At 39.8% G+C, this 25,513-nt stretch carries 24 protein-coding genes; 14 read left to right on the top strand and 10 right to left on the bottom strand.

Translation table 11 applies throughout. The features are described 5' to 3' along the window. Positions 1-124 precede the first annotated feature (124 nt). From G7B20_RS05695 to G7B20_RS05655, 9 genes are all read right to left on the bottom strand, one after another. Positions 125-748 (bottom strand): LPS export ABC transporter periplasmic protein LptC, encoded by a 624-nt coding sequence (locus G7B20_RS05695; RefSeq protein ID WP_240452812.1) that lies wholly within the window; start codon positions 746-748, stop codon positions 125-127. After that, a complete protein-coding gene (locus G7B20_RS05690) occupies positions 741-2,069 on the bottom strand; it encodes a hypothetical protein (protein ID WP_164109178.1) in 1,329 nt (442 codons plus the stop codon). The genes G7B20_RS05695 and G7B20_RS05690 overlap by 8 nt, the downstream gene beginning before the upstream one ends. Positions 2,070-2,259: 190 nt before the next feature. Next, positions 2,260-3,243: a DUF6427 family protein gene (locus G7B20_RS05685; protein ID WP_164109176.1), complete on the bottom strand. Its 984-nt coding sequence runs from the start codon at positions 3,241-3,243 to the stop codon at positions 2,260-2,262. Positions 3,244-3,272: 29 nt separating this feature from the next. Then, complete coding sequence (locus tag G7B20_RS05680) at positions 3,273-3,479, bottom strand: CcmD family protein (protein ID WP_164109174.1); 207 nt, start codon at positions 3,477-3,479, stop codon at positions 3,273-3,275. Positions 3,480-3,558: 79 nt separating this feature from the next. Continuing rightward, entirely contained in the window at positions 3,559-4,224 is a 666-nt protein-coding gene (gene ccsA, locus G7B20_RS05675) for a cytochrome c biogenesis protein (protein WP_164109172.1), read from the bottom strand. Positions 4,225-4,239: 15 nt separating this feature from the next. After that, the gene (locus tag G7B20_RS05670; protein ID WP_164109162.1) at positions 4,240-4,899 is read right to left on the bottom strand and encodes a heme exporter protein CcmB; all 660 of its coding nucleotides are present in this window, start codon (positions 4,897-4,899) and stop codon (positions 4,240-4,242) included. A gap of 49 nt (positions 4,900-4,948) precedes the next feature. After that, entirely contained in the window at positions 4,949-5,323 is a 375-nt protein-coding gene (locus G7B20_RS05665; protein ID WP_164109159.1) for a YtxH domain-containing protein, read from the bottom strand. Between the two features lie 268 nt (positions 5,324-5,591). Then, positions 5,592-7,430: an ABC transporter ATP-binding protein gene (locus tag G7B20_RS05660; protein ID WP_164109157.1), complete on the bottom strand. Its 1,839-nt coding sequence runs from the start codon at positions 7,428-7,430 to the stop codon at positions 5,592-5,594. Positions 7,431-7,497: 67 nt separating this feature from the next. Beyond that, complete coding sequence (locus tag G7B20_RS05655) at positions 7,498-8,046, bottom strand: hypothetical protein (RefSeq protein WP_164109155.1); 549 nt, start codon at positions 8,044-8,046, stop codon at positions 7,498-7,500. A gap of 131 nt (positions 8,047-8,177) precedes the next feature. Here G7B20_RS05655 and G7B20_RS05650 point away from each other — a divergent pair, with 131 nt between their 5' ends. Beyond that, on the top strand, positions 8,178-9,428 hold the full coding sequence (locus tag G7B20_RS05650; RefSeq protein WP_164109153.1) for an LVIVD repeat-containing protein: 1,251 nt from the start codon (positions 8,178-8,180) through the stop codon (positions 9,426-9,428). A 4-nt stretch (positions 9,429-9,432) separates the two neighbouring features. Further along, positions 9,433-10,044, top strand: a complete 612-nt coding sequence (locus tag G7B20_RS05645) for a hypothetical protein (RefSeq protein WP_164109151.1) — start codon at positions 9,433-9,435, stop codon at positions 10,042-10,044. Here G7B20_RS05645 and G7B20_RS05640 read toward each other — a convergent pair. Continuing rightward, positions 10,041-10,823 (bottom strand): S-adenosyl-l-methionine hydroxide adenosyltransferase family protein, encoded by a 783-nt coding sequence (locus G7B20_RS05640; protein WP_164109149.1) that lies wholly within the window; start codon positions 10,821-10,823, stop codon positions 10,041-10,043. The two genes, G7B20_RS05645 and G7B20_RS05640, sit on opposite strands and share 4 nt — an antisense overlap. 258 nt (positions 10,824-11,081) lie before the next feature. On the opposite strand from G7B20_RS05640, the gene G7B20_RS05635 reads away from it, so the two are divergent. The 12 genes from G7B20_RS05635 to G7B20_RS05580 form a co-directional block, all read left to right on the top strand. After that, entirely contained in the window at positions 11,082-12,062 is a 981-nt protein-coding gene (locus G7B20_RS05635; protein WP_164109147.1) for a PhoH family protein, read from the top strand. Positions 12,063-12,098: 36 nt separating this feature from the next. After that, positions 12,099-13,043, top strand: coding sequence for a phosphoribosylaminoimidazolesuccinocarboxamide synthase (locus G7B20_RS05630; RefSeq protein WP_164109145.1), 945 nt, complete (start codon positions 12,099-12,101; stop codon positions 13,041-13,043). Between the two features lie 133 nt (positions 13,044-13,176). Then, complete coding sequence (locus tag G7B20_RS05625; RefSeq protein WP_164109143.1) at positions 13,177-13,551, top strand: STAS domain-containing protein; 375 nt, start codon at positions 13,177-13,179, stop codon at positions 13,549-13,551. A 3-nt stretch (positions 13,552-13,554) separates the two neighbouring features. Then, a complete protein-coding gene (locus G7B20_RS05620) occupies positions 13,555-14,466 on the top strand; it encodes a ribonuclease Z (RefSeq protein WP_164109141.1) in 912 nt (303 codons plus the stop codon). A gap of 54 nt (positions 14,467-14,520) precedes the next feature. After that, on the top strand, positions 14,521-15,573 hold the full coding sequence (gene hisC / locus G7B20_RS05615) for a histidinol-phosphate transaminase (RefSeq protein WP_164109139.1): 1,053 nt from the start codon (positions 14,521-14,523) through the stop codon (positions 15,571-15,573). Positions 15,574-15,578: 5 nt separating this feature from the next. Then, a complete protein-coding gene (gene hisB / locus G7B20_RS05610) occupies positions 15,579-16,718 on the top strand; it encodes a bifunctional histidinol-phosphatase/imidazoleglycerol-phosphate dehydratase HisB (protein WP_164109137.1) in 1,140 nt (379 codons plus the stop codon). A gap of 154 nt (positions 16,719-16,872) precedes the next feature. Further along, positions 16,873-17,463, top strand: a complete 591-nt coding sequence (gene hisH / locus G7B20_RS05605) for an imidazole glycerol phosphate synthase subunit HisH (RefSeq protein WP_164109135.1) — start codon at positions 16,873-16,875, stop codon at positions 17,461-17,463. A 98-nt stretch (positions 17,464-17,561) separates the two neighbouring features. Then, positions 17,562-18,314 (top strand): HisA/HisF-related TIM barrel protein, encoded by a 753-nt coding sequence (locus tag G7B20_RS05600; RefSeq protein WP_164109133.1) that lies wholly within the window; start codon positions 17,562-17,564, stop codon positions 18,312-18,314. A gap of 1 nt (position 18,315) precedes the next feature. Next, on the top strand, positions 18,316-19,068 hold the full coding sequence (gene hisF, locus G7B20_RS05595; RefSeq protein ID WP_164109131.1) for an imidazole glycerol phosphate synthase subunit HisF: 753 nt from the start codon (positions 18,316-18,318) through the stop codon (positions 19,066-19,068). Between the two features lie 21 nt (positions 19,069-19,089). Next, entirely contained in the window at positions 19,090-19,674 is a 585-nt protein-coding gene (hisIE, locus tag G7B20_RS05590) for a bifunctional phosphoribosyl-AMP cyclohydrolase/phosphoribosyl-ATP diphosphatase HisIE (RefSeq protein WP_164109129.1), read from the top strand. A 651-nt stretch (positions 19,675-20,325) separates the two neighbouring features. Then, complete coding sequence (locus tag G7B20_RS05585) at positions 20,326-20,919, top strand: hypothetical protein (RefSeq protein WP_164109127.1); 594 nt, start codon at positions 20,326-20,328, stop codon at positions 20,917-20,919. 21 nt (positions 20,920-20,940) lie between these two features. Further along, on the top strand, positions 20,941-25,513 hold a 4,573-nt coding region (locus G7B20_RS05580; protein WP_164109125.1), incomplete at its 3' end, for a DUF11 domain-containing protein.

Below are 25,513 nucleotides of genomic sequence, written 5' to 3'. Positions count from 1 at the left end.
TGTTCTTTAGTTATTTAATTGTGTTTTGTTAAAACAAGGCGCAAGATACAACTTTTATAAAAAAAATAGTAAATTTTTATGATGTAAATGAAACTTATTTAAAGCTTTAGAGTATGCGTTTGAATTAATTGCCGAATGTTGGAAGTTGACTTGTACTAGAGGGGATATAGAAACCCGTCATGTTTTGGCCATTAATATTCCTAAACTCTGTATCGGAGGTAAATGATGTGGCCTGTAGATTACCTCTTGCATCTTTGAACTCAAAAGTTATAGGCACGCTATTGTAGTACGTTTTTTGTTTTTCGTCGTAGAAAAGTTCTTCGGTTTTTATAATAGAACCATCGGACATATTTACAACCACATTCTTTTTGAATTCCGTAATACCGTCAAGTATACGTTGTTTGCCATAGTCTGAGCGAATGCGTTGACTTTCTCGCCCCATAGCATCATAAAATATAATCTGTACTCCTTTCTGAAATTCATAGTTGCTATTTTTATTGCCCGTGGTATCATGATACACACGCATTTCAGGACCAGTTAATTGTGCTTTGACGACAGCGGAATCACTGACGATTATTTTTACATCTTTAGAGATATCAACTGCTTCTTCTTTTTGAATATTTTCAATTTTATTTACCTCACGTAGATCATTTTCACAAGCGCTAAGCAAGAAAACCCCTATTGCGCTTAAAGACAATAGGGGAATAAATGATAAAATATTTTTGGAGATGATAGTGATCTTAGTCATAGCTCCTTCTTCTGAACCAAGTGTCATTTAATGTAAAGCCAAGATTTAAGTTGATGTAACGCTCTCGCACCAAGTTGTTTGAAAGAGAGCCCTGTTGACCGAATTCTGCAGAGATATTGATTCTTGAAAAGGTCATCCCGAAATTTGTTTCAGGTAGTGGTAAGCCAATTCCCACCGTAACAGCCATATCGTTAATATTTCTGTCGTTATATTTTACTTGAGTTTGGTTGTACCTAAAGCCAAGTCTATAATCGACAATATTCCAGTATCTTACCGATGTTGGGTCTGGTTTTATCTGGCCCCCTACAGCAAAACCGTAGTTTTTGCCCAGTGAAGGTTCGCCTACACGAGTTTGAAAATCACTCCAATCTGCATATTTGAAATCGGCACCTATCATCCAGTTATAACCTTTGGAAAGGGTGAAACCAACTGCGTGTTTTAATGGAAGGTTTATTTTACGTGCTAATCCTTGTTTAAATGAAACAGTATCTAACGCTATATTTTGAAAATCTGGATCGGATGATGGCTCCGTTCTCGTTGCCAATAACGTTGTTTTACTTTTTACGGTATTATTAAGAGATCCTGAGTAGCCTAAGGTAAGATTCAGTTTCTTGCTGATAGCTTTAGAGTACTGGATACCGTAATCTACGGTTGCTCCTCTTATCAGACGTGTTTCATTATACCGTGCATTAAGCATGTTTGGATCTTGTGGGAAGCTGACCAACTTGATATCGTTCAGTTCTCCGAATAAAAAACCAACGTTAGCACCAATACTCACGCCTTTTATAGGCGATACACCATACCCGAAGAAAGCTTTGTTAATTCCTCCTTCACCGCTGCTGGTTTCTAGAGAAAGCAGGTTGGCATTACTTTTAACTGCTGTTGCATTGTATCCAACATCCGAATAGGGCATCAATCCAAATGCTAAACCGCCGAACCTTTGGGATAATGGGACACCGATAGCAAGATGAGAAAAGGCGAAATCAGAGGTGTTATCCTTCGCGTTTCCTTTGGCGAGCTCCGTTGAATTTCCGTAAAGGCCTGCTTCTAATATTGTTCTAGAGAACGCAGAATAACTTGCTGGATTGGCTATATTTAGAATTGGTAGCCCAGATTGATAGCGTATAGCCGTAGATATTCCTCCCATGGAACGGGTCTGGGGAAGGAGATCTTCTCGCATCTGCCCAAGGCCAAATTTGGAATAGGGAGAATGTGACGTGGTGGTCTGGGCGTCTACCTGAATATTGACCAGGATTAAGCCTGCAGCAATTACGAGCTTTAAAGCCTTTCGGGCACTCAAAACATTGGATAGTTTATGCATATATTTTATCGTCTCCGCACTTCGGATGTCTTTTTCGTGTTATCTTGATAGGCCAATAACGAACTGGCATTTTGAAATTGCCTGTTGAGGCACCTTGTAATGGATTTATTTCGATACAAAACTATTTAAATTTTAATGAATCCTTTAGCTCATTTTGTTAAAAAAGGTTAAACGGCTGTTTTTCAGTTTTTTACATAAACTGAAAGTATAATATAGTCGCTATAATTATGAGGTACAGACTTTCATAAATCCATTTATTCTTAGCAAAAGAAAAATAGTATGCCAAGTAGATTGCCAATGGAGGTGCACATAGTAAAAAATGATTAATATTAATCTTTTCGTTTAAGTAAAATGAACCTACGATCAACAAAAGCATATAGAAAAGAAGTTGAAATGACTTTCTTATATGTACGATGCTTTTAAAGTACTGGTCACGTAGTACGAATAGGAAGAAAATTAAACCGATAATTATTGGAGCCACTACTAAATAGTCGTGATAATCGACGTGTAACGTGCTGGGTAGTGGATTTGTAAACGGGGAGAATATCGCTTTAAATTCGTCGAATCGATCGAATAAGTAATATATCACACCCAATAAAAAATATATAATGGAAAATCCCAAAAGCGGTGTGACCCATTCTCTCCAAATAAACGGTCTGAAGATAATTAAAGCGATCCATAGTAAAAGAAACATAACTATAAACGGAAAGTATATTAGACTTCCCAATCCTACAATCATTCCCAAATCGAACATCAATCCTTTTACATCAGCCTGTTTATAAATGTTGAAAAGTTTACTCATCATCCATATCGTGATAAAATTACAGATCAACGTAGGGGATAGCACCAAAAAGGGTAGGAACAAACTGACCAAAGTCATGAATAGAAGTGCAGTCAGAAAATTTGGTTTTCCAAGAAAATTAAAATGATTAACAACTCTGTTGAGTAAGAAAGCCTGCAGCAGCGTTAATGCCAGAGTCAACAAGACATTGGATACTGGAACTAATCCTAGCCCAATCTCAATCCCAAAAAGATTATTGGCTGCCGGCTCCAGAAAGACCGGATGCAATTCTTCAGGGAGATGCAGAAAGGCCCCTAAACACAAAAATGCACCAATGATTGATACCGATAGGATATTAACTGGAGTGAATTTTCTGTGTTGATTTATTAACATGGATAGATTTGATGATCGGAAATTAGTATCTATTTATTTTCTAATTTCTTTACTTTTTTATCGATTGTAAAAAGGTAAACATAAAGGCCAATAACAATGGTCAAAAGTACCATTACTACAACCCATATCTTCCCTGAACTTCTAAGGGCTGTGGCCATTTCTATTTCGGAAGACTGCGCATAAGAAGACAGTATTGTCGCGAAGGTGAAGATGGAAAATAAGCTGATTTTTTTCATATGTGTATTACTATTCTTTTATCTGTTATCCGCCAGTTTGCGGAATAATAGGTGTTTTTGCTTCTTGAGCATCCGTGTTTTAGTCGATATGATTCCCTTTGCGTTCTAAGAGTCTTAATCTGTAACGCAAGGTGCAGATCCATACTCCTGTAAGTATCCAGCCAATAACGGCCGAATAAAATATTGGACGCATGTTGTTATCCATATCCAAATCCCCAAACGTAGAGTTTCCGCCACTTCCAGGATGTAGAGAGTCTGTCATTTTAGGCAATATATACAGCAGTACAATCATTATCGGGAAGGCAAAAATATTATAAACAGCAGAAATTTTAGCTCGCTTTTGCTCTTCGTCCAATGCATTACGAAGGACTAAATATGCAAGATACATTAAAGTGGCAATTGCAGATCCATTAGTTTTTGGGTCGCTAGGCCAAGCTTCGCCCCAAGTGATGTTTGCCCATTGCATACCTGTTAAAAGACCTAAAAAGCAGAAGATTATGCCGGTATTTACGGCCTCAACGGCAATAAGGTCGTGTTTGGGGTTTCCATTGTTGAGATATTTGACACTGTAGACCACAGAAATGCCATATAAAGTAAACATAGCAAACCACATAGGTACGTGAAAATAAACATTTCTTATGGTCTCGTGAAGGAGGAATAATTGAGGTACCGGTCCCATAAATCCGGCAATTACAGATGCACTAACTAAAAAAGCGGCTAGTATTTTCCACCAGTTTTTTCTCATTTTCTACTTGTTATTTTAATCCCTCCAAAGGTAAGGAAATAACAATAAAGAAATAGTAATAGTTATGACATTAATTGCGAGCAGAACACCTATTTCGTTGTAACTTTCGGCTCTATCCATCCCTTGTAAAGCATTTTGAGAAAGCGTAATCAGAACAATTAATAAAGGGATGATTACCGGAAATGCTAAAATCGCCATTATCGTACTATTGTTACCTGTTTTAGCACTGATGCCTGATACCATGGTGAATACTGTAGCAAAGCTTATTGCTCCTAATAGGACGGCTATGTAATAAAAAAGAGGGTCCCCTACGGGATTCTTGAAAATTAGGGAGTAGATAATGTAAGTAATAACAGAGAGAACTGTCATCAACACTACATTGTAGATTACTTTGGATATGATGATTGATTTTGGGCTCGCTATAGCGTAGTAGTACAGTTGTCTATACTGGCTTTCCTGCACGAATGATCGGCTTATTGCATTTATGGAAGCAAACAGTAAGATAATCCAAAATAAGGCATTCCAAATTTGAGTATCTACTGATTTAAATGCTTGATAGCACACAAATACAGTAGATACTACATATAATAAAATGCTGTTTATAGCATATTTGGAACGCCATTCTAAAGTAAGATCTTTATAGACTAATGTTTTTACCTGCTGCAAGAAACTCATGTACTACAAAGATACATATTTTGTGGTCTTCGGTATTTACTTTTCAAAATTAGGCTTTCGAAATGTCTGATTTTAGTTTTTCTGTCAGATTTTCTGTCTTGTCAGCAAGTTTTTGACTCGTATCCGATGCCCTTCCTGCCCAGTCGGAAGCTTTTTCCGATACTTTGTTTAGGACATCTTTACCTGCATCTTTTGCTTTTGACTTCCATTCACGCAAATCTTCTTTAGCTTCCTGAGCCAACCGAGATGCTCGTTTTGCCTCTCTTTTCGATAGATCTTTAAGCGACTTCGTCAAATCTTTAATGCCGTCGTTAGCTTTATTCAACGTTTTCTTGCCGTCTTCTGTCGCTAATAAGTAATACGCAGCTGTTCCGACAGCCAATCCTAATAATGCAAATGCAACTAATCCATTCCTATTTTTCATCTTTATAAAATTTGTTTTTTAATGGTGATGAAGCTATCAGATTTATTTCACGCCACGGGGTGGTTTGAATAATCAGGATGGTTTCATGACTTAATATTTGTTTTATTATCTATTCAATTTATACTCAATAAACAACCATCGTTCCAAAAAGTTTTTTGAAACGACGGATTAACAAATTTTTAACGACCCTTTTCTGCTTTAGAAAAGTAAGAAGTTAGGGGTACTAGGGATTAAGGTGGATTTTTAATTTCTTTACGCTTTCACTTCTCTAACCCTCCAATGTCTTCTGACTGGACTGAAGGGTATATAGATGGTGATATAGACCGGATCCTTTAGACAGAAGCTCGATATGATTGCCAAAATCTGCAACGCTTCCATCATCAATTACGAGTATGGCATCTGCGTTCTTGATGGTCGAAAGACGGTGGGCTATAATGATTGATGTTCTGTTCTTCATGAGCTCTTCAAGGGCCTCCTGAACCAATCTTTCAGACTCGGAATCCAAAGATGAGGTTGCTTCATCCAAGATCAAAATAGCCGGGTCTTTTAATAAGGCTCTAGCGATAGCGATACGTTGACGCTGCCCTCCAGAAAGTTTTACACCTCTTTCGCCCACTAACGTGTCATAACCATTAGGAAATCCCATGATGAACTCATGGGCATTAGCCCTTTTTGCCGCTTCAATTATACTTTCAGCGTTGGCATCGAGCTTGCCGTAGTTGATGTTTTCGCGTATGGTTCCTCCAAAAAGTAAGACATCCTGAGGTACTATACCTACTTGGTTGCGGATGTCGGTAATAGCAAAACTGCTGGAAGGTGTTTCGTCATATCGTATTTCTCCGGAGGAGGGTTGGTAGAATTGAAGAATTAGAGAGGCTATTGTTGATTTTCCTGCTCCGCTAGGCCCTACAATAGCTATCTTTTGACCGGGATTTGCTGTAAAAGTGATGTTTTTCAGTGTTTTACATTCAGGCCTGGAAGGGTAAGCAAATTCTACATTATCAAAGGTTAGCTTGCCCATGATATGATGTTTTATGTTTTTATCTTCTTCGGAGACCTCAATGTTCTCTGTTTTTTCATTCAGAATTTCGATGACACGCTCACTTGCCCCCAAAGCGCGTTGTAGTCCTGCATAAAGCTCAGGAGAGCTTCCCATGGATCCAGCAACAAACATAGAGTATAATATATAGGTAGTGAGGTCACCAACGGAGATTTCTCCGGCCGATACCAGTGATGCACCGTACCAAATTACAGCTATTACTGCTCCGAATATACAGAAGATGATGAACGAGGCAAATAGCCCTCTATAGGTTGCTGCTCTGACAGCAAGGTTTACTGCATTGTCAAGCTTTCTATTGTATCGCTGGGATTCGTAATACTCGTTAACGAAGGCTTTAACATTAGATATGCCAAGTAATGTTTCCTGTACGATGCTATTGGAGTCGGCCAGTTGATCTTGGGTTTGTCGGGATAGATTACGGATAAACCTGCCAAAGAAAATAGCCGTAACCACCAAAATAGGCAGTATACTGAGATTCATCAAAGCCAGCTTCGGTGATACAACAATCAAAAGAAACGCACTGACCACGAGACTAATGCTTTGGCGTATTACTTCCGCGAGTGTGGTTGTCATCGTGTCTTGTATTTGCGACAAATCTGAAGACAGCCTGCTGTTTAGCTCGCCCACCCTACGATTGGCAAAGAAGTCAACAGGAAGTGTGATTAGTTTCAGATACGATTCTCGACGGATACTCGCTAATGCCTTTTCTGAAATTTCTACGAATAAGCGAATTCGGAAAAAGGACATAATTGATTGAAATAACAGGATGCTGAGTGCTAACGCGCCGATGAATACAACATCGGACTGTAGCCATGGGTAAGTTTGTTTTCCTTGTGCGGCATCAACCATCGCACCTAATAGCGCCGGGAAAGTTAACATCGTTAGACTGGACAAGATCAAAAAGATCATCCCCAGAATAAATTTACCTTTATAAGGCTTCAGATAAGATAAAATTTGAAGCGCTTTCTTCAGTAATTCTTTGCTTAGTTTGGGCTTAGGTAAATCATCGGAATGCGAGTCGCCACTATTCAGTCTTGGTCTAGCCATTATTTTGTAATCTTAAAAAGCATTTTGTTCCAGCCGACAAATGTAATGATATAATGTAGTAGCCTTATCAAACTTTCGTCACATTTTGTGATTTCCGGCTTTTATAAAAGCGAATTGCTACTCCTATTATTAAGAGGAAGATTAAGCTACCAAAGATGTATTTAATGTCTTTCTGGTCTTTCATTTCTAAATTTGCGATTTGTAATCTTAACCGCTCATTCTCCATTTGTAGTTTGGAGATTGTTTTCATATAAGCCGTGACCTGCTGGTCGTACTCTGTTGCCAAGGACTGAAAACGTTGCGCTTCACTGTCTTTTAGGTCGAGCAATTTGCGGGTTTCTATAAAAATCAAATTATCATTAATGACTACAGATTTTAAGATGTCAATTGATTGTTGCATGTCGCTTTTTGACTTAAATAGTCCAAAAATGCCTGTTTTTTTCTCTAAAGAAGAAGTGTAGTCCCCAAATCGTTTACTTCGTTGGTCCAAGAGGTCATTGACACGTTTGCGCTGCGACTCAAAGGATAGGCTATCGACCGTTGTCTGTGCATGGCTATCGAATGCTATTAAATATAAGGGAATCAGAATGAAAAGGTAGTTAATTATAGACTTCATGTTTTATGTTACTGCGTTTTTATCGTTGTATGACTGTGATTTTGCCCTATTGTTTAAAAAAGAAGATATTATTTTTTAATTGTAGCGTTAATGAAGAACTTTCCGTCTTATGATAATAAACGAAACCAGTTATGAATAAATTGCTTAAACTCCTTTTCTTTATTACGCCGATTGTACTTTTTGCGGCTTGCGACAAAGTCAATGAAAAAGATTTTGTTCACACGCGTGTCCCTATCTTTGAAAAGATGGCCTCTATCCGTGCAGATGAGATCTCTGTGTTGCCCGCAAAATCATTGCACACATCGGGCAAGATCTATATTTATGGAGACTACCTGTTCATTAATGAGCCTTTAGAAGGGATTCATATTTTTAATAACAGTAATCCCGCGAATCCAAAAGCTGTTTCATTTGTCAAAATACCGGGGAATGTGGATATGGCAATAAAAGATAACACGCTATATGCTGATAGTTATGTTGATCTATTGACCTTCGATCTTTCCAACCCGTCAAAGCCGAACTTGATGGATAGAGAAAAGGATGTTTTCCAGTCTTTGTATATCTATGGATTTCAGCTCGGAAGAGACGATGATCGTATTGTGGTCGGTTACAAGGATACCTTGATGCGTTACGACCAGGTCAATACGTATAATCCATTTTACTCGGGAAAAGATATGGTTAACCTGAATCTTTCATCTTCTGAAGCCGGGAGTACCTACGGTCAAGGGGGCTCCATGGCACGTTTTACGCTAGCGCAGGAGCATCTGTATGCTGTCGATGCATCTACGCTTCATCTTTTTGATGTTCGTGAGACCGCAAATCCCCGATTTGTGAAAAACATTTCTTTAGGCTGGGGCATAGAGACGATTTTTCCCCATAAAGATAAGCTATTTATAGGGTCGAATACGGGGATGTTTATTTACGATATTGCCAATGCGTCCAATCCGGTTCAGTTGGCGCGATATAACCATGTGCGCGCCTGTGATCCAGTGGTGGTCAATGATACGAATGCCTATGTTACCCTGCGTACGGGAGCAATCTGTGCGGGGACAGAAAATGTATTGGAGGTTTTGGATATCAAAGACCTAAAGAATCCCATATTGGTCAAATCTTACCAGATGCAAAATCCACACGGCTTGGCTCTTGCCGGAAATGTACTCTATCTCTGTGAAGGTAAGTACGGTTTCAAGAGCTTTAATGCTGCCGATGTGTTTCAGATCGGCAGCAATCGATTGGAACATCTACCGAACTTGAACAGCACAGATGTGATCCCAGGCCCTAAATCGTTGATCGTTATAGGTGAAGATGGCGTATGTCAATATGATTATAGCAACAAATCTAATTTGAAGCTGCTGAGCTGTATTTCCAGAAATATCGAGCGGTAGGTGTATGAAATATTTTTGCATTTTCTTAGGTTTTTTGTGTGGTCTATCTCCTGTTTTGGGACAAGAAAAGATATATGTAAATCACACCGAGATCGGTACGTTGAGTTATGGATTTTATCCCGGACAAGCAAGTTTTTCCGCCAGTACGTTTCATGGTGTGGAGTTTCATCGCAATTATGCCGTAGGGCTTACCTTGGGTGTCGATAGACTGCGGGTTGAAGATGAGTTTACATTTTGGTCGTTTCCGATCGCTGTACGCGGTCGATATACGTTGAATCCCGAGCGAAAGACCGCTTTCTACGGGAGTGTGGATATAGGCTACGGACTGCAGATATTAAATAAGGATAATCGTACAGAAAATAGCCTCGATACGTACGATGGTGGTACGATGTTGAACCCACAGGTAGGAATACGGATCAACTCCGAGGGTAAAAAGAGGTTCTTCTCTTTTAGCGTAGGTTATAAGTATACTGCCTTCGGCGTAAAACGATATTATAATTTTGGAGGCAGTACGGAAAGGCCATCCTTGACACAGGATTTACGGGGGTATCAAGTCAATCGGGAACAGAACTATAATCTGCACCGCTTATCACTAATGGTCGGAATTGGTTTTTAACCGATAAATTCTACCATAATCGTTTCATCGGGGTAAAGCCCTAGTAGATTGCTGGCATGTCCTTTATTAATGGCGATTTCCAAATAATCCGAGATTCCAAATAAACAGAGTTTTTCTCCTTCGGATACTTCGTTGTAATGCCAGCTCATCTTGTTTATAGTTTCATTTCGTTTGAAATGTAATATAAAGTCTCGTCCTTTTTGGACCTGATTGAACAGGTCTTTGCTTATGTTGGAGATCACATTACCAAAAGAATCAATATACGAAGCGTGTCCCTTTATGAAATTGTTTTCAATGATAGGTAGTAACGTTACTTTTTGCAACGGCGTGTCGATCGGTAAGCCGAGGTCTTCTATTGGATTGCCTTTGGCAATATGGCAGGTGGCCTTAACGAGGATGTCAGCTAAAGGGAAGTGTAGGAAACGAAGGTCTTGCATCATTTCTATTTCGAAAAGCTGTTCGGCTTTTTTATCCCCCAAGATAATACTAAATATACCGTTGTCGGCACCTACGAAGTAGTGGCCGTCAAACTTCATAGCTATATAGCGACACCCTTCTTGGAATACGGTATCTATACCAATAAGATGGACCGTTCCTTTGGGGAAATAATGATAGGCGTTTTGAAGGATAAATGCAGCATGCTGTATATTAAATGACGGTATCTCATGTGTGATGTCTATTAACCGGACATCAGGTAGCAAAGATATGATACTACCTTTTAATGCCGCCTGATAAAAATCGCGGTAACCTAAATCTGTTGTTAATGTTATTACTCCCATACTAACAGCCCGTTATCCTAAATATGGGCTCTAAAACTATCATTTTGTACAAAAAAGCAAAGACAAAGTTAGCAAAACTAGTCCTCATAATGGACTTTCGCATTTAAAATAGTGAATATTTTTCAGATTCATGAGATGTGAAAATATTAGTTTGTATTTTTGGATATAATTTACTTAGATAAGAATGTTTTTTCATTCTACAAATAGAAAATCTTATCTATCTTTATCTACAGAAATTTATACTAAAAACCATATACTTTGAGTGAATTAGTCATCAATTTGGATAACGTAAATTTGGTCTCTTTGTGGGGGGCTCAAAATGAAAACTTTGAATCTATCAAAAGCAGGTTCCCTAAGTTACGCCTGATAGCTAGAGGGACAGAATTAAAGGTGTTAGGTGAAGAAACCGAACAGCTCGTTTTTGACTCTATATTTTCCTCCATTACGGATCATGTACTAAAGTACAATGCTTTGGAGTCTTTAGAACTGGAAGGATTATTAGGACTTCCCCCTCGAGAGAAAGGGAGCGTAGAGAAAGGTAGACCGGAAGAAGGACAGGGCGGGATTAAAGGAGAGCCTATTGTCTACGGGCCAAATGGACTTATCGTTAGGGCGCGAACACCCAATCAGCGTAAGATGGTGGACAGTATCACTAAAAATGACATCTTATTTGCAGTAGGTCCTGCCGGTACGGGAAAGACCTATACTGCCGTAGCTCTTGCTGTTAGAGCATTGCGAAATAAGGAGATTAAACGGATTATCCTGACGCGACCTGCCGTAGAGGCCGGAGAAAATCTAGGCTTCCTCCCAGGGGATCTTAAGGAAAAAGTAGATCCTTATTTAAGACCTTTGTACGACGCATTGGATGATATGATTCCTGTCGAAAAGCTGAAGGGGTATCTGGAAAATAGAACGATTGAGGTTGCTCCTTTGGCATTTATGCGGGGACGTACGCTCGACAATTGTTTTGTGATTTTGGATGAGGCGCAGAATGCGACCGATATGCAGTTGAAGATGTTTCTGACCCGAATGGGACCTACTGCCAAATTTATTGTTACGGGCGACTTGACTCAGATTGATCTTCCTAAAAAGTCTCAGTCGGGTTTAGCTACAGCAATTAAGATATTGGATAATATCAACGGAATAGATATTGTGTATCTTACAGGAAGTGATGTCGTGCGGCATAAACTGGTAAGACGTATCTTAGAGGCTTACGGCGACTTAAATTCAGATAATTAATACTTTATATATTACAAATAGGGGCGATACAATACGATGAGTGCAATAAAAGAAACCCAATTTAATTTTAATAAGCAGACAGGTTTTTACAGGGGTAAGGTACGCGATGTTTATACCATTGATAACAAATACTTAGTAATGGTTGCATCAGACCGTATTTCAGCATTTGATGTGGTCCTCCCTCGAGCCATTCCTTTTAAAGGACAGGTGTTAAATCAGATCGCTGCCAAGTTTTTGAAAGCTACAGCAGACATTATCCCTAATTGGGTGCTCACTGTTCCGGATCCTTCGGTTACGATTGGACAGATGTGTGATCCTTTTAAAGTCGAAATGGTGATTCGTGGCTATTTATCAGGTCATGCTTGGCGTACTTATCGCGATGGCGGACGTGAACTTTGTGGTGAAGTTCTGCCGGAAGGGTTAAAAGAAAATGATAAATTAGCGAAGCCTATCATAACCCCTACCACTAAGGCTGCTGTAGGACATGATATGGATATTTCTAAGGCAGAGATCTTGAGACAAGGGATTGTGAGTGTAGAAGACTATGAGCAATTGGAAGCTTACACACACGCACTTTATCAACGTGGGGTGGAGATAGCAAAAGAGCGAGGCCTTATTTTGGTCGATACGAAGTATGAATTCGGGAAGAAGGATGGAAAGATATACCTTATTGATGAAATTCATACCCCCGACTCTTCGCGTTATTTTTATGCCGAAGGGTATGAAGAGCGTCAGGCTATAGGTGAAGCGCAAAAGCAATTGTCTAAAGAGTTTGTTCGTCAATGGTTGATCGAGAATGGTTTTCAAGGAAAAGAGGGACAACAAGTGCCGGAAATGACGGATGAAATAGTGGGTTCTATTTCAGAACGATACATTGAGCTTTATGAGCATATTACGGGACAGCGTTTTGAATATCCAGAGGAAGGCGATGTGTTGAGCCGTGTAGAGCGTAATGTCAGTAAGGCATTAGCAGCACTATAAATTAAAGTTATGAAGGTCACAAGGGTTATGAGGTTATAACGGTTACGAAGTTATAAAGGTTACGAGGTTATAAAAACGCCTTTATAACTACATAACTTAAATTTAACCTCATAACTTTAAAATAAAATTAAAGATGCGATACACTATTGACAAACACGAGAGGTACGTGGTTATTGAACCACTTGCTTCTGTATTAGATGCAGCTGCAGCGGCTTTTTTGAAGGGAGAGTTTATGCTTCGGAATACTTCGGGTCAGCGTAATATTGTATTAGACCTGTCTCAGGTTGAAGATATCTGCGAGGAGGGAGTCCGTATGGGATTATTGGCCGATCGACTATGCCAGGGCGCGGGCGGAATGTTCATCATTACAGGATTAACACCCGGCGTCCGACATATTTTGAAGGTAGCTCATTTGGATAAATTTTTTACGATAGTCAAATCGATTACGGAAGCCGAAGATCTTATTTTTAGTAATGAGATTCAGCGGGACTTGATAGGGGGTGTCTAGGAGATGAAGTTTGAGGTCTTGATCTTAGGAAACAGCTCTGCAACTCCTATTTATGATCGTCACCCTACGGCGCAGGTTTTAAATTTTAATGAGCAGTTGTTTCTTATCGATTGTGGTGAAGGGACACAGATGCAATTGCACCGTTACAGTATTAAAAGTAATAAAATCTCCCGTATTTTCATCAGTCATCTTCATGGAGATCATTATTTGGGTCTTGTCGGTCTACTGTCATCTATGAATTTAAATGGCCGTAAATCAGAGCTACACTTGCATGGCCCTGCTGCGCTTATGGAAATATTGACTCTTCAGTTTAAACATTCGGATACCACTCTGCGCTATAACCTACAATTTTATCCTACCAATCCAGATATCGAAGAGGTAATTATGAAATCCCCGATGCTTACGGTGCGATCATTTCCCCTTGCCCATAGGGTGCCGACTACAGGTTTTCGATTTGATGAAGGAAAAAGATCTGCTTCTTTAATCCCTGAAAAAATCACGGGATTAAATATTCCCACGGTGTTTTTGCAGCAGTTGAAGAAAGGCATAGATTGTGAAGGCCCCGACGGGATTAAATACCTGGCTTCCGAGCTGACGCGCCCTGCGCCCCCCTCCAGGAGCTATGCTTATTGTTCAGATACACGAGCCTTCGCCGGGTATATGCAGGCAATAACAGGGGTGGATCTTTTGTATCACGAGACGACCTTTGAACAAGATTTGTTGGAACGGGCAATGGAAACGCTACATAGCACCGGCCTTGAAGCAGCCCAGGTGGCAGCGCTGGTGGGCGCAAAATGCTTGTTAATGGGCCATTATTCAGCAAGGTATAAAGATTTAGAACCTTTGCTCAAAGAGGCTAAGACTATGTTTGAACAAAGTGTACTGTCTTTAGAGGGCAATTGGTATAAAGTTTAGTGAATCTGTGATTTTTTAACCATCTTTATACCTCAATTTTAATGGACAAAAAATATGTCTTTCAACTTAGATAACCTACTAAGGGACAATATCAAAAAACTGGTCCCTTATTCCTCCGCGAGAGATGAATTTAAAGGAGAAGCGTCTGTATTGCTAGATGCGAATGAAAATGCTTTTGGTTCACCGTTGGATCATCATTACAACCGCTATCCAGATCCATTGCAGCATCAGGTTAAAGAAAGACTAGCCCAGATTAAAGGAGTACCGGTAGATCATATCTTTTTGGGAAATGGGAGTGACGAAGCCATCGATATTCTATATCGTGCATTCTGTAAGCCTGGAGTAGACAATGTAATTTTGGTGCCCCCCACTTATGGGATGTATGAGGTATCGGCTAATATCAATGATGTACAGATCCGTAAGGTTAACCTCACGGAGGAATATCAGTTGGATTTGAATGGTATTGCCGAAGCCCTTGATATGCATACCAAGATGATTTTTATCTGTTCGCCCAATAATCCGACGGGTAATAGCATCAACCGAAAAGACATGGAGACTATTCTGACGCATTTCAAGGGTTTGGTCGTGATCGACGAGGCATACATTAATTTCTCTAAGCAACGTTCTTTCACGCAGGAGCTTGCCGAGTACCCCAATCTTGTCATTCTTCAGACACTATCCAAGGCTTGGGGATTGGCCGCGTTACGATTAGGGATGGCATTCGCAAGCAAAGAGATTATTCAGGTTTTTAACAAAATTAAGCCACCTTATAACATCAATCAGGCTACGCAGGATCTGGTGTTGAAAGCTCTGGAAAATGTGGACATGGTTAATAATTGGATTCAACAGACGGTTGCTGAAAGAGAGTTGCTGGTAGCCGCGTTGTCTACGATAGACCAGGTTGTACGCATTACACCATCTGATGCCAATTTTATCTTGGTCAACTTGATGGAACCTCGTGAATTATATAACTTCTTGGTGAATCAGGGTATTATTGTTCGTGACCGCTCCAAAGTAGAATTATGCGACGGTTGTTTAAGGATGACCATAGGTACAAGCGAAGAGAACAGTAAGTTGATCCGTGCTATTAGACAATTTTACAGCTAATTATTATGGAAAATCCTATAAAAAGAGTTTTATTTATCGATCGAGACGGAACGCTCATCCTGGAGCCGGAAGATGAACAAATTGATTCTTTTGCTAAGCTAAAATTCTATCCAGGAGCATTACAGTATCTTCCCCGTATTGCTCGTGAGTTGGATTTTGAATTGATTTTGGTGTCCAATCAAGATGGGTTAGGTACTGCATCACATCCAGAGGAAAATTTCTGGCCTGTACATAATTTTGTGATTGATACATTTAAAGCAGAAGGCGTCTTCTTCGCTGAAGAGCATATTGACAAGACTTTTCCACACGAAAATGCGGCAACACGTAAGCCTGGTATAGGTATGCTGACTGAGTATTTTGATAAAACAAAATATAACCTGACGGATTCATTTGTGATTGGAGATCGTGTCAACGATGTTAAATTAGCCCAAAATCTTGGTGCTAAGGCGATATGGTTACGCAATAATGATGAACTTGGAAAGGCTGAACAGGTAGCCATTACGGATGATGGTGTTGCCTTGCAGACATCCGATTGGAAAGCTGTTTATGAGTTTTTAAAACTGAGTACCCGTACAGCCGAACATCACCGTAGAACGAATGAAACGGATATTTATATCAAGGTCAATCTGGATGGATCTGGCAATGCTGATATCCATACTGGACTTCCATTTTTTGATCACATGTTGGATCAGATCGCTCGTCATGGCGCGATTGATTTGACAGTGCATGCAAAAGGAGATCTTCATATCGATGAACATCATACGATCGAAGATACGGGGATAGCTCTGGGAGAGGCGTTTTTGAAGGTGCTTGGTGACAAACGTGGTATTGAACGGTATGCGTTTACCTTGCCAATGGATGACTGTTTGGCACAAGTTGCTTTGGATTTTGGCGGTCGAAACTGGATTGTGTGGCAGGCTGAATTTAAGCGCGAGAAAATAGGAGATATGCCTACGGAGATGTTTTTCCACTTTTTCAAATCATTTTCGGACGCTGCAAAAGCTAATTTGAATATTAAAGCAGAAGGCGAAAATGAGCACCACAAAATCGAAGCCATTTTCAAAGCTTTTGCAAAATCGATAAAAAAGGCTGTACGACGTGATGCAGAGAATATGCAGTTGCCAAGTACAAAAGGGGTATTATAACAGTATTAAGTTTTTAGTACTTAGTATTTAGACTGTATAGCTACTAATATCTAACTACTAATATCTAACTACTAATATCTAACTACTAATATCTAACTACTAATATCTAACTACTAATATCTAACTACTAATATCTAACTACTAAATACTAACAATGATAGGTATAGTTAATTATGGTGCGGGCAATATTTTTTCGTTAACGGCAGCATTAGATCGAATCCAGGTAGGATATGGGATGATCAACAATAAGGAAGATTTTGATCTTTATGATCGTGTGATTATTCCTGGAGTTGGACATGCGGGGACTGCTATGACAAAACTTAGAGAGACTGGTTTGGTGGATACTATTCTTTCCTTAAAAAAGCCGGTGCTGGGTATCTGCGTAGGTATGCAGTTGTTAACCGCTTTTTCGGAGGAAGGAAAAGTAGATCTATTGTCTGTATTCCCGTTAAATACGTTACATTTTGCAAATCGGGTGGCGCTAAAAGTCCCTCATATGGGATGGAATAGCGTTATTCCTGAAATCAATTGTGCTTTGTTTACTGGAATACCAGATAATACTTATTTTTATTTCGTACACTCATACTTTATAGAACATAGTTCGGAATTTACAGCTGCGAGCTGTATATATGGAATAACGTATTCAGCTGCGATTCAAAAGGATAATTTCTATGGGGTACAGTTTCATCCTGAAAAGTCAGGTGTGTACGGTGAGCGTTTATTATTGAATTTTTCTAAAATATAATTAAAAATTAAAGACTACTTTTGCAACCCTGGGCCTGTTATAAGGTAAGAGGAGAGAATAGGCTTTTAAACTTTTAACTTTTTAATTTTTACTTTATTATGTATATCATTCCAGCGATAGATGTTTTAGACAAGAAGGTAGTTCGGCTAAGAGAAGGTTCTTACGAAGATGTTACTACCTATGATATTTCTTTAGAAGATCAGATGAAAAAGTACCATGCTAATGGTACTGAGATGGTACATATTATTGATTTGAATGGTGCTAAAGGCGATTTCTCTAATCAAGAATATCTTTTTGATATTGTACGCCGTACAGATATGAAGGTTCAGTATGGTGGAGGTGTGCGTAGCATTGAAAAGGTAAAGGAGCTGATTGATGCCGGTGTGTATCGTGTTATCGTAGGTACACAGGCTATTACTAATCCGACATTTTTAGAAGACCTTGCACAATTGAATGAAGGTCGTGTCAAATATGCAAACCATATCGTGATTGCTATTGATGTCTTGGATGAGGTTATTAAGTATTCAGGGTGGTTGGAGAGTTCGCCAATCAAGCTGATGGAATATATCGATAGATGCCTTGCTTTAGGCTTTTTCCGCTTCTTATGTACCGACATTTCAAAAGATGGCAAATTAGGTGGTGCTGGTCTCGATCTATATAAGAAACTATTGGATCATTCACCCATTATCAAATTAATTGGATCCGGCGGAATATCTTCCATGAAGGATATTGAAAATTTAAATGAATTAGGGCGATTAGAATCTTGTGTCGTAGGTAAAGCGATCTATGAGAATAAAATTTCTATCGACGAAATTAAAGACTGGAACTTAAAAACATTAATTAGATTCTAATATGCTGGCTAAGCGTATTATTCCATGTTTGGATGTTAAGGATGGACGCACCGTCAAGGGGGTCAACTTTGTCGATCTTCGTGATGCCGGTGATCCGGTCGAACTTGCTTGGCAGTATTCTCAGCAGGGCGCGGATGAACTGGTCTTTTTAGATATCGCCGCTACGCATGAAGGGCGTAAGACCACGATTGACTTGGTAAAGGCCGTTGCTAGACAGGTTAATATCCCATTCACAATCGGTGGCGGTATCAATGAGATGCGTGATGCCGAGATTCTTCTCCATAGCGGAGCCGATAAAATATCCATCAACTCGGCTGCGGTTCGCAATCGACAGTTGATTGATGATCTGGCAAAAGCATTTGGAGCACAGTTTGTTGTTGTGGCGGTAGATACCCGATTTATCGATGGAAAGAACTATGTGCATTTGAGTGGGGGCAGAGAAAAGACGGATATCCTTACCGAAGAATGGATAAAAGAAGCTGAAAGCCGCGGAGCAGGGGAGATCTTGCTCACGTCTATGGATCATGACGGGACAAAGAATGGATTTGATAATGGTCTGTTGGGGACTATTAATAAACAGATTAATATTCCTTTGATAGCATCGGGCGGAGCAGGCAATGAGCAGCATTTTGTTGACGTATTTCAAGAAGCCAACGTTGATGCTGCGTTAGCAGCTTCCGTATTTCATTACGGAGAAATACGGATACCAGAATTAAAAGAAAGATTACGAACCGAAGGCATATCGGTACGATAACTACGCAATACTAACAAACAAATGATAGATTTTGAAAAGGGTGACGGCCTCGTTCCTGTAGTCATTCAGGATGTTCAGACACTAGAGGTTCTGATGTTGGGTTATATGAACGGTGAAGCCTGGGAAAAGACACAAAAAGACCAAAAAGTAACCTTTTTCTCGCGGTCAAAGAATAGACTTTGGACCAAGGGCGAAGAAAGTGGTAATTTTTTATGGATGAAGAGTTTTCATATCGATTGTGATCAAGATACCATCCTTATAAAGGTACAACCGGCAGGACCGACCTGCCATACGGGAAGTAGAAGCTGTTTTGGTACCGCTTACGGGAATAATTTTATCGCGGAATTGGAACGTATTATAGCACAACGCTATGAGTTTCCTTCTGAAGAGTCTTACGTAAATCACTTAAGAAGCAAAGGATTAAATAAGATCGCTCAGAAGGTCGGTGAAGAAGCTGTTGAAACAGTAATCGCTGCCTTAGCACAGACAGAAAGAGAATTTATCGATGAGACTTCCGATTTGGTTTTTCACCTACTGGTTTTACTACGGGAAAAAGGATTTGCCTTAGAGACCATAGCCAAGAACCTGGAAGAACGACATAAATAATAAAGTTGTTAAATAGCATTTTTTTAAATGCCCTTAGTCAAAATACGTTGACTGGGGGCATTTTTTGTTAGCGCTTTTCTATTATGCTCTGCTGCTTTTCTATGACGATCCAGCGCCTCACCAACAGAATCTAGCAGGTTGGCAAAGCATGCTATAAGTTGTGAACTTGTCAATTTGTACGTGAAGTTTTTTCACATAAAGTGTATAAATTAATCAATTTGGATGGACAGTATGTCCTGTTTTGTTGTCCTAATTTGTCCTTTACTATTTTCCCGAGATTTATTCTGCTTTTTTTCTGTCCCCCCCACTCTGTCCTCGAGTGATATTTGTTAATGTGTTGTTTTTTAGTGGTTTATTTTGGATTTGTCCACTTGTTATTTGTGTTAGTTTCCTAGGTGTTGTCCACCATAGATGCATTTTGTCCCCATAGGTGTCTACTTAGATTCACTATTATCTTTCTTTTTTATTGCAAACTTCGTTCAGGAAATAAGACCCAAAGTGATGATGGATTAGTGCCGACTATGAAGTTTCTTATTCCCCAAACAAACGAGTTAACTAAGAAATAAACAAGCGAGGTGCTCACACTCTATTGATCACTTCAATTGCCAAACAAATCGGATGTCGCGCAGGCATCGTTAAAATATGAAGGTTATGAAAAGTTATTTTACAGAATTTCGAAGCATTGGACTTCGATTGACTACCAAGGAAGTTTTTCGACTAAGGACGGAGCATAATACTTTACTCTTTCTTATGTCTTTTTTATTCCTATGTCTTATCACAATAGACGTTAAAGGGCAACAAGCTAATCCGGTATCATTAGATGCTAAAATTGATTTGCTGAAGAAAGAGGGAAATAGAACAGAAGCAGAGCGGTTGCACCACCTGTATTATGATTTAAATCCTTCTGTTTTTATTAAATCGGATAACATTAATCCTGTAATTGTAGGAAAAGGGAAAGCAAAGGTTGCTGATATAGCCGTAACAAAACTTAATGGATTAATCAGATCCAATAACATAGTAGATTTTTCGGCTGTTGAGCTGTTGGTTATCAATTTTGGAAATATGCAAGTTGGTGGAATACAGTTCAAACAGTCGGACCTGCTTACTGCTTTTCCTGTATTGAAATACGTGATTGTGTCATCGGAGCGATCTATGAGCAATTCTGCGGTACAATCAATATTCTCGACGGCTGATGGAGATGTAAGTTTCTCTATTCTTTATAAATCATCAGCAGAAGTCAACTAAGTCTCTTTCAAAATTACAGTTATGAAAAATCTAAATATCAAAGAAAAAAAGCAGAGCAAGGCTATCTTTAGCTTTATTGTGCTATTATGCTGTTTATTTGGTTTTATGGGGAATGTCGAGGCTCAGGTCAGAAAGGGCTTTACGCAACGGTCATCTACACATCCGGACAACTTGGTGAATGGTCAACCCATTAAGAAGATCTACAACGTGAAAGGTGATTTTACTATGATTGGGAATACCAACATGCGAAGGACTGATGAAAGTAGCGGCGATAACAGTAGTCAATCGATGAAGTTTGTCAATGTTGATAATAGTAGGATCAATTCTTCATCTGCTACTCTGCAGGTTCCAGCAGGGTTAGATCCAGCTTGTACAAACATTGTCTTTGCGGGGCTTTATTGGAGTGGTCGTGCAAATACGAACAATATGGATGTTGAGTCTGGTAGTCGAACGGAGTATTCGTATGCAAATGTGCCATCCAATCAGACTAACAGGACGATTTATAGTAATACTTCTTCTATTGATTATACGAGTTACAATATGTCTATTGATATCGATGGTGACGATCGCATATTTACTTTCTCTTCCTCCGTATCTGGTCAACCTATTGTGCAGTTTAAAAGAAGAACTTCAAATGGAAGCGCAATTACTTATCGCATGGGTACCAGTGGAAATTGGTTGAATCCGACAGGTAATCAAACCGGAGGTGGAAATACAAGAACACTTAGTTCTCCGTTTGTAATTTTTGATGAAGGTGTTAATGGAGTGAAGTTTACACTCGATCAAATTGGTTATACTAACAATAATGGATCATTTGTGCGTATATCGGTTACAGGGCAATATCAAGTTGAGAACCAAGTTCCAGTTTTGTTGAATAAGCGAAAAGTTCAAATCAAAGGGCCAGGCTCAAGTACATATACGGAGCTGGAAGCTAATGCAAATGATATTCGGTATAATAATATTTCGAGTGAAGATAATAACCAAATGTATGCGGGATATGTTGAAATAACCGATTATGTAAAAACGAATAGATTTGGTGAATATACTATTGCTGACCTTGCTCTTTCAGAAGGAAATGGTGGCAATACCGGTTATTATGGCGGTTGGGGAATGGTGGTTATTTATGAAAACCAAACAATGAAATGGCGGGACGTGACGGTTTTTGATGGATTTGCTTATGTCGCAAGTGGTAATAACAGTGAACAGATCGCTCTCTCCGGATTTCAAGCCGCTCAGCATGGTGATGTAAATGTTACGATGGGAATTATGGCGGGTGAAGGGGATAAAAATATTGGTGAAGGAGCGAGCTCTTCAGATAACCGTAAACCTGACTATTTTGAGATTGCTACTGCCGGGACTTATACGGATATAGCCCCGACTTGGAATCGCTTGCAACATGGTGGAAACCTTCCTGGTAACTTTTTTAATTCATCTATCTATACAGGGACTACCCCAACGCCGAGAAATCCACTGTTAACAAATAATACAGGAGTGGATATTGCAATATTTGATATCCCTAATGCGGGAAATTCTATTATAGCTAATAATCAGACAGGGACAAAGTTTAAGTATGGAACTGAACAGGATACTTATATTATTTATAACATTACATTTGCTGTTGATGCTTATATCCCTGAAGTAGAACCTGAAAATAAGCTGGTATCCATTAATGGAACTCCCGTCGGGAATCAACATGATCCTACTTTAACTCTCAGTCCAGGCCAAGAGTTGATATACACATTGACTATCAAAAATACGGGGGCAGAAGCCATTAATAATGCGGTTGTGAATATTCCAATGCCTTATACTGGGATCTATGTTTCTAGTTCAGGCGTAGGAAGTTCAGGTTTTATTCCGGCTAATCAGCCTGTGTTTAATCCTGTTACTGGAATGCTGACCTGGAACCTAGGAACATTACCTAAAATTGCGGGTGATCCGGTTTTGGCAACAATGACTTACAAGTTTCGAGTTACTGATGATTGCTATGTTTTAACTAATAACGAATGCCCGGCTTACATGATTGTAGATGGAGGTGTATCTGGTACAGGCGCTAATTCACAAGCAAGTTTGGGTGACGCTGGAAACTTTATTTTTGGTAGGAACAGTGGTGGAGCCGTTTGTGAAAACTCTGTGATAACTTCCCCGACTGGAATAAAGGTGAATCCAGGTAGCAATTGTAGTGGGACAGAATTCCAGAATAAGACCATTCTGTTTTGTGAAAGTGATGTTGTAGACAATAAGATTCCGGTTTCTGTAATTCGTAATCAGTTTCCTGCAGGGACTCGTTTTTATTCGGGTATAAATCCAGGAACTTTCCAAGGAACTGGAACGGAGTATAACAACGATACCCCTTTCCCTGGAACTCCTGGATCGGAGATTACTTATTATGGTATTCCACCGAGGGGAGAAGGTAGTACCTGTTCCTTTATGTTCAAGATTAAGGTCACTTCTATAGAAGGGACACCTAATGTCACAAACCCTACGTATTGTATTGGTGAAGAAGCTCCTTTGTTGAGTACTTTGGCTACTGTTTCTATACCAGGTTACCAATTGTTTTTCTATGAATCTGCAACAGCTACGACCCCACTAGATGTATCAAGTTTGCATCCTTCGACAGCAACTGCTCAAAGTATTACTTATTGGGTAGCACAAGGTACGACGACCTGTATTGGTGAACGAGTTTCTTTTACAGTGAATGTCGTAGAGGGACCAGAGATTTCATCACAACCTCAAGATTTAATACTTTGTGAAGGAAGTGCTGGTTCCATTTCAGTAACAGCAACTGGTTCCAATCTTACTTATGCTTGGGAATATAACTCTGGCTCAGGATGGGTAGCATTACCAAATACAACACAGGATAAGATTACTATTAGTGGAAATACGCTAACACTTACCGGATCTTCCTTAGCATATAACGGAGGTAAGGTGCGTGTTACGGTATCCAATGGCAATTGTACGGTTGTTTCAAGTGAGTCGACTATAACTGTTACGAGTGTAGCAGCTCCAACAACGACACAGTCTACGCAGACCTTCTGTGAGATCGCGCCACATACAGTAGCGAACCTACAGGCAGTAGGGACAGGTCTTCAGTGGTACGATGCCGCTACAGGAGGTAATCTACTTTCGCCTACAACCACCTTGGTTGACGGCCAGAAATATTATGCATCGCAGACTGTTGGAGGCTGTGAGAGCGTACAGCGTTTAGAGGTTACGGTTGCCATTACGGTAGTCGCTGCTCCAACAACGACACAGTCTACGCAGACCTTCTGTGAGATCGCGCCACATACAGTAGCGAACCTACAGGCAGTAGGGACAGGTCTTCAGTGGTACGATGCCGCTACAGGAGGTAATCTACTTTCGCCTACAACTATATTGGTTGATGGTCAGAAATATTATGCATCACAGACCGTTGGAGGCTGTGAGAGTGTTCAGCGTTTAGAGGTTACGGTTGCCATTAATATTGTTCAAGCAGGAACAATCGCAGGTTCTCAAACAGTATGTAATGGTACAGTACCGGTAACCATCACTTCGGCAACAACTGGTTCAGCTACAGGCACCCTTGCTTATCAATGGGAGCTTAGTGTTGACAATGGTGCTAGTTGGGGTCCAATTAATGGGGCTACAGCAGCTACATACACTCCCGGTGCTATGACTGTAACAACTTCTTACCGTCGAGTATCTACTTCGACACTAAATAACAGTGTCTGCACCGTTTATTCAAACGAAGTGGTGATCACTGTAACGAATAATTGTAATGTGATTACGGAGAAATCAGTAAGTGACAACAGCAACAATGGTAAGGCTGAGTCCAATGAAGAATTAACTTATTCAATTAAGGTTACTAATAACTATGATAGAGATATCACAGTAAATATATCCGATATTATACCAGCCAACACAGCTTATCTAAATAATACAAGTGCTGGGGTGTACACATCCAGTAATAATACAATTGCTTGGAATAATCTAACCATTCCAGCGAACTCAAATGCTACGGTTACATTTGTTGTCAAGGTTGTTGCAAACTTAACTGGTATCACTAACATCTATAATGTGGCTACGGTTAGCGGTAATGAATTGCCAGAACCGCAAAGACCGGAGGTGGAGATCCCAACGAATTCGAACCCAGATTTTACTTTTGATAAAACAGTTGCTGATGCTAGTGGTGATGGAAAAGCACAGTCTGGCGAAGTTTTAACTTATACAATTACAGTTAACAATACAGGAGATGTTGACCTGATGAACGGTTCTATCAAGGATGTTATTCCAGCGAATACCACATTGGTTGCTGGTAGTATTACTGCGGGCGGAACACAGACCGGCAGCGATATCAACTGGAGTATTGATGTACCGTTCGGCGGTTCTAAATCAGTTACTTTCCAGGTTACTGTAACTGCCGATCTTACAGGAGTGACAAATATCCGTAACATCGCTACAGTGGGTGACGAAGATACCCCACCAGTAGATATCCCTACGGAGAACAGCCCATCACACAGTTCAGTTAAAACGGTTGTTGATGCGAGCGGCGATAACAAGGCACAGTCGGGTGAGGAACTGACGTATACGATCACTGTTAAGAACACAGGAGACGTTG

It is taken from the genome of Sphingobacterium sp. xlx-96, from assembly GCF_011007365.1.
Lineage (GTDB): Bacteria > Bacteroidota > Bacteroidia > Sphingobacteriales > Sphingobacteriaceae > Sphingobacterium > Sphingobacterium luzhongxinii.
The sequence above is the reverse complement of the archived record's forward strand: the minus strand, read 5'-3'. Positions and strand labels throughout refer to the sequence as shown.

What these genes read in the sequence shown, in the direction of transcription:
- G7B20_RS05695 (WP_240452812.1), bottom strand. Translation starts at nt 748, where the DNA reads ATGACTAAGATCACTATCATCTCCAAAAATATTTTATCATTTATTCCC.
- G7B20_RS05690 (WP_164109178.1), bottom strand. Translation starts at nt 2,069, where the DNA reads ATGCATAAACTATCCAATGTTTTGAGTGCCCGAAAGGCTTTAAAGCTC.
- G7B20_RS05685 (WP_164109176.1), bottom strand. Translation starts at nt 3,243, where the DNA reads ATGTTAATAAATCAACACAGAAAATTCACTCCAGTTAATATCCTATCG.
- G7B20_RS05680 (WP_164109174.1), bottom strand. Translation starts at nt 3,479, where the DNA reads ATGAAAAAAATCAGCTTATTTTCCATCTTCACCTTCGCGACAATACTG.
- ccsA (WP_164109172.1), bottom strand. Translation starts at nt 4,224, where the DNA reads ATGAGAAAAAACTGGTGGAAAATACTAGCCGCTTTTTTAGTTAGTGCA.
- G7B20_RS05670 (WP_164109162.1), bottom strand. Translation starts at nt 4,899, where the DNA reads ATGAGTTTCTTGCAGCAGGTAAAAACATTAGTCTATAAAGATCTTACT.
- G7B20_RS05665 (WP_164109159.1), bottom strand. Translation starts at nt 5,323, where the DNA reads ATGAAAAATAGGAATGGATTAGTTGCATTTGCATTATTAGGATTGGCT.
- G7B20_RS05660 (WP_164109157.1), bottom strand. Translation starts at nt 7,430, where the DNA reads ATGGCTAGACCAAGACTGAATAGTGGCGACTCGCATTCCGATGATTTA.
- G7B20_RS05655 (WP_164109155.1), bottom strand. Translation starts at nt 8,046, where the DNA reads ATGAAGTCTATAATTAACTACCTTTTCATTCTGATTCCCTTATATTTA.
- G7B20_RS05650 (WP_164109153.1), top strand. Translation starts at nt 8,178, where the DNA reads ATGAATAAATTGCTTAAACTCCTTTTCTTTATTACGCCGATTGTACTT.
- G7B20_RS05645 (WP_164109151.1), top strand. Translation starts at nt 9,433, where the DNA reads ATGAAATATTTTTGCATTTTCTTAGGTTTTTTGTGTGGTCTATCTCCT.
- G7B20_RS05640 (WP_164109149.1), bottom strand. Translation starts at nt 10,823, where the DNA reads ATGGGAGTAATAACATTAACAACAGATTTAGGTTACCGCGATTTTTAT.
- G7B20_RS05630 (WP_164109145.1), top strand. Translation starts at nt 12,099, where the DNA reads ATGAGTGCAATAAAAGAAACCCAATTTAATTTTAATAAGCAGACAGGT.
- G7B20_RS05625 (WP_164109143.1), top strand. Translation starts at nt 13,177, where the DNA reads ATGCGATACACTATTGACAAACACGAGAGGTACGTGGTTATTGAACCA.
- G7B20_RS05620 (WP_164109141.1), top strand. Translation starts at nt 13,555, where the DNA reads ATGAAGTTTGAGGTCTTGATCTTAGGAAACAGCTCTGCAACTCCTATT.
- hisC (WP_164109139.1), top strand. Translation starts at nt 14,521, where the DNA reads ATGTCTTTCAACTTAGATAACCTACTAAGGGACAATATCAAAAAACTG.
- hisB (WP_164109137.1), top strand. Translation starts at nt 15,579, where the DNA reads ATGGAAAATCCTATAAAAAGAGTTTTATTTATCGATCGAGACGGAACG.
- hisH (WP_164109135.1), top strand. Translation starts at nt 16,873, where the DNA reads ATGATAGGTATAGTTAATTATGGTGCGGGCAATATTTTTTCGTTAACG.
- G7B20_RS05600 (WP_164109133.1), top strand. Translation starts at nt 17,562, where the DNA reads ATGTATATCATTCCAGCGATAGATGTTTTAGACAAGAAGGTAGTTCGG.
- hisF (WP_164109131.1), top strand. Translation starts at nt 18,316, where the DNA reads ATGCTGGCTAAGCGTATTATTCCATGTTTGGATGTTAAGGATGGACGC.
- hisIE (WP_164109129.1), top strand. Translation starts at nt 19,090, where the DNA reads ATGATAGATTTTGAAAAGGGTGACGGCCTCGTTCCTGTAGTCATTCAG.
- G7B20_RS05585 (WP_164109127.1), top strand. Translation starts at nt 20,326, where the DNA reads ATGAAAAGTTATTTTACAGAATTTCGAAGCATTGGACTTCGATTGACT.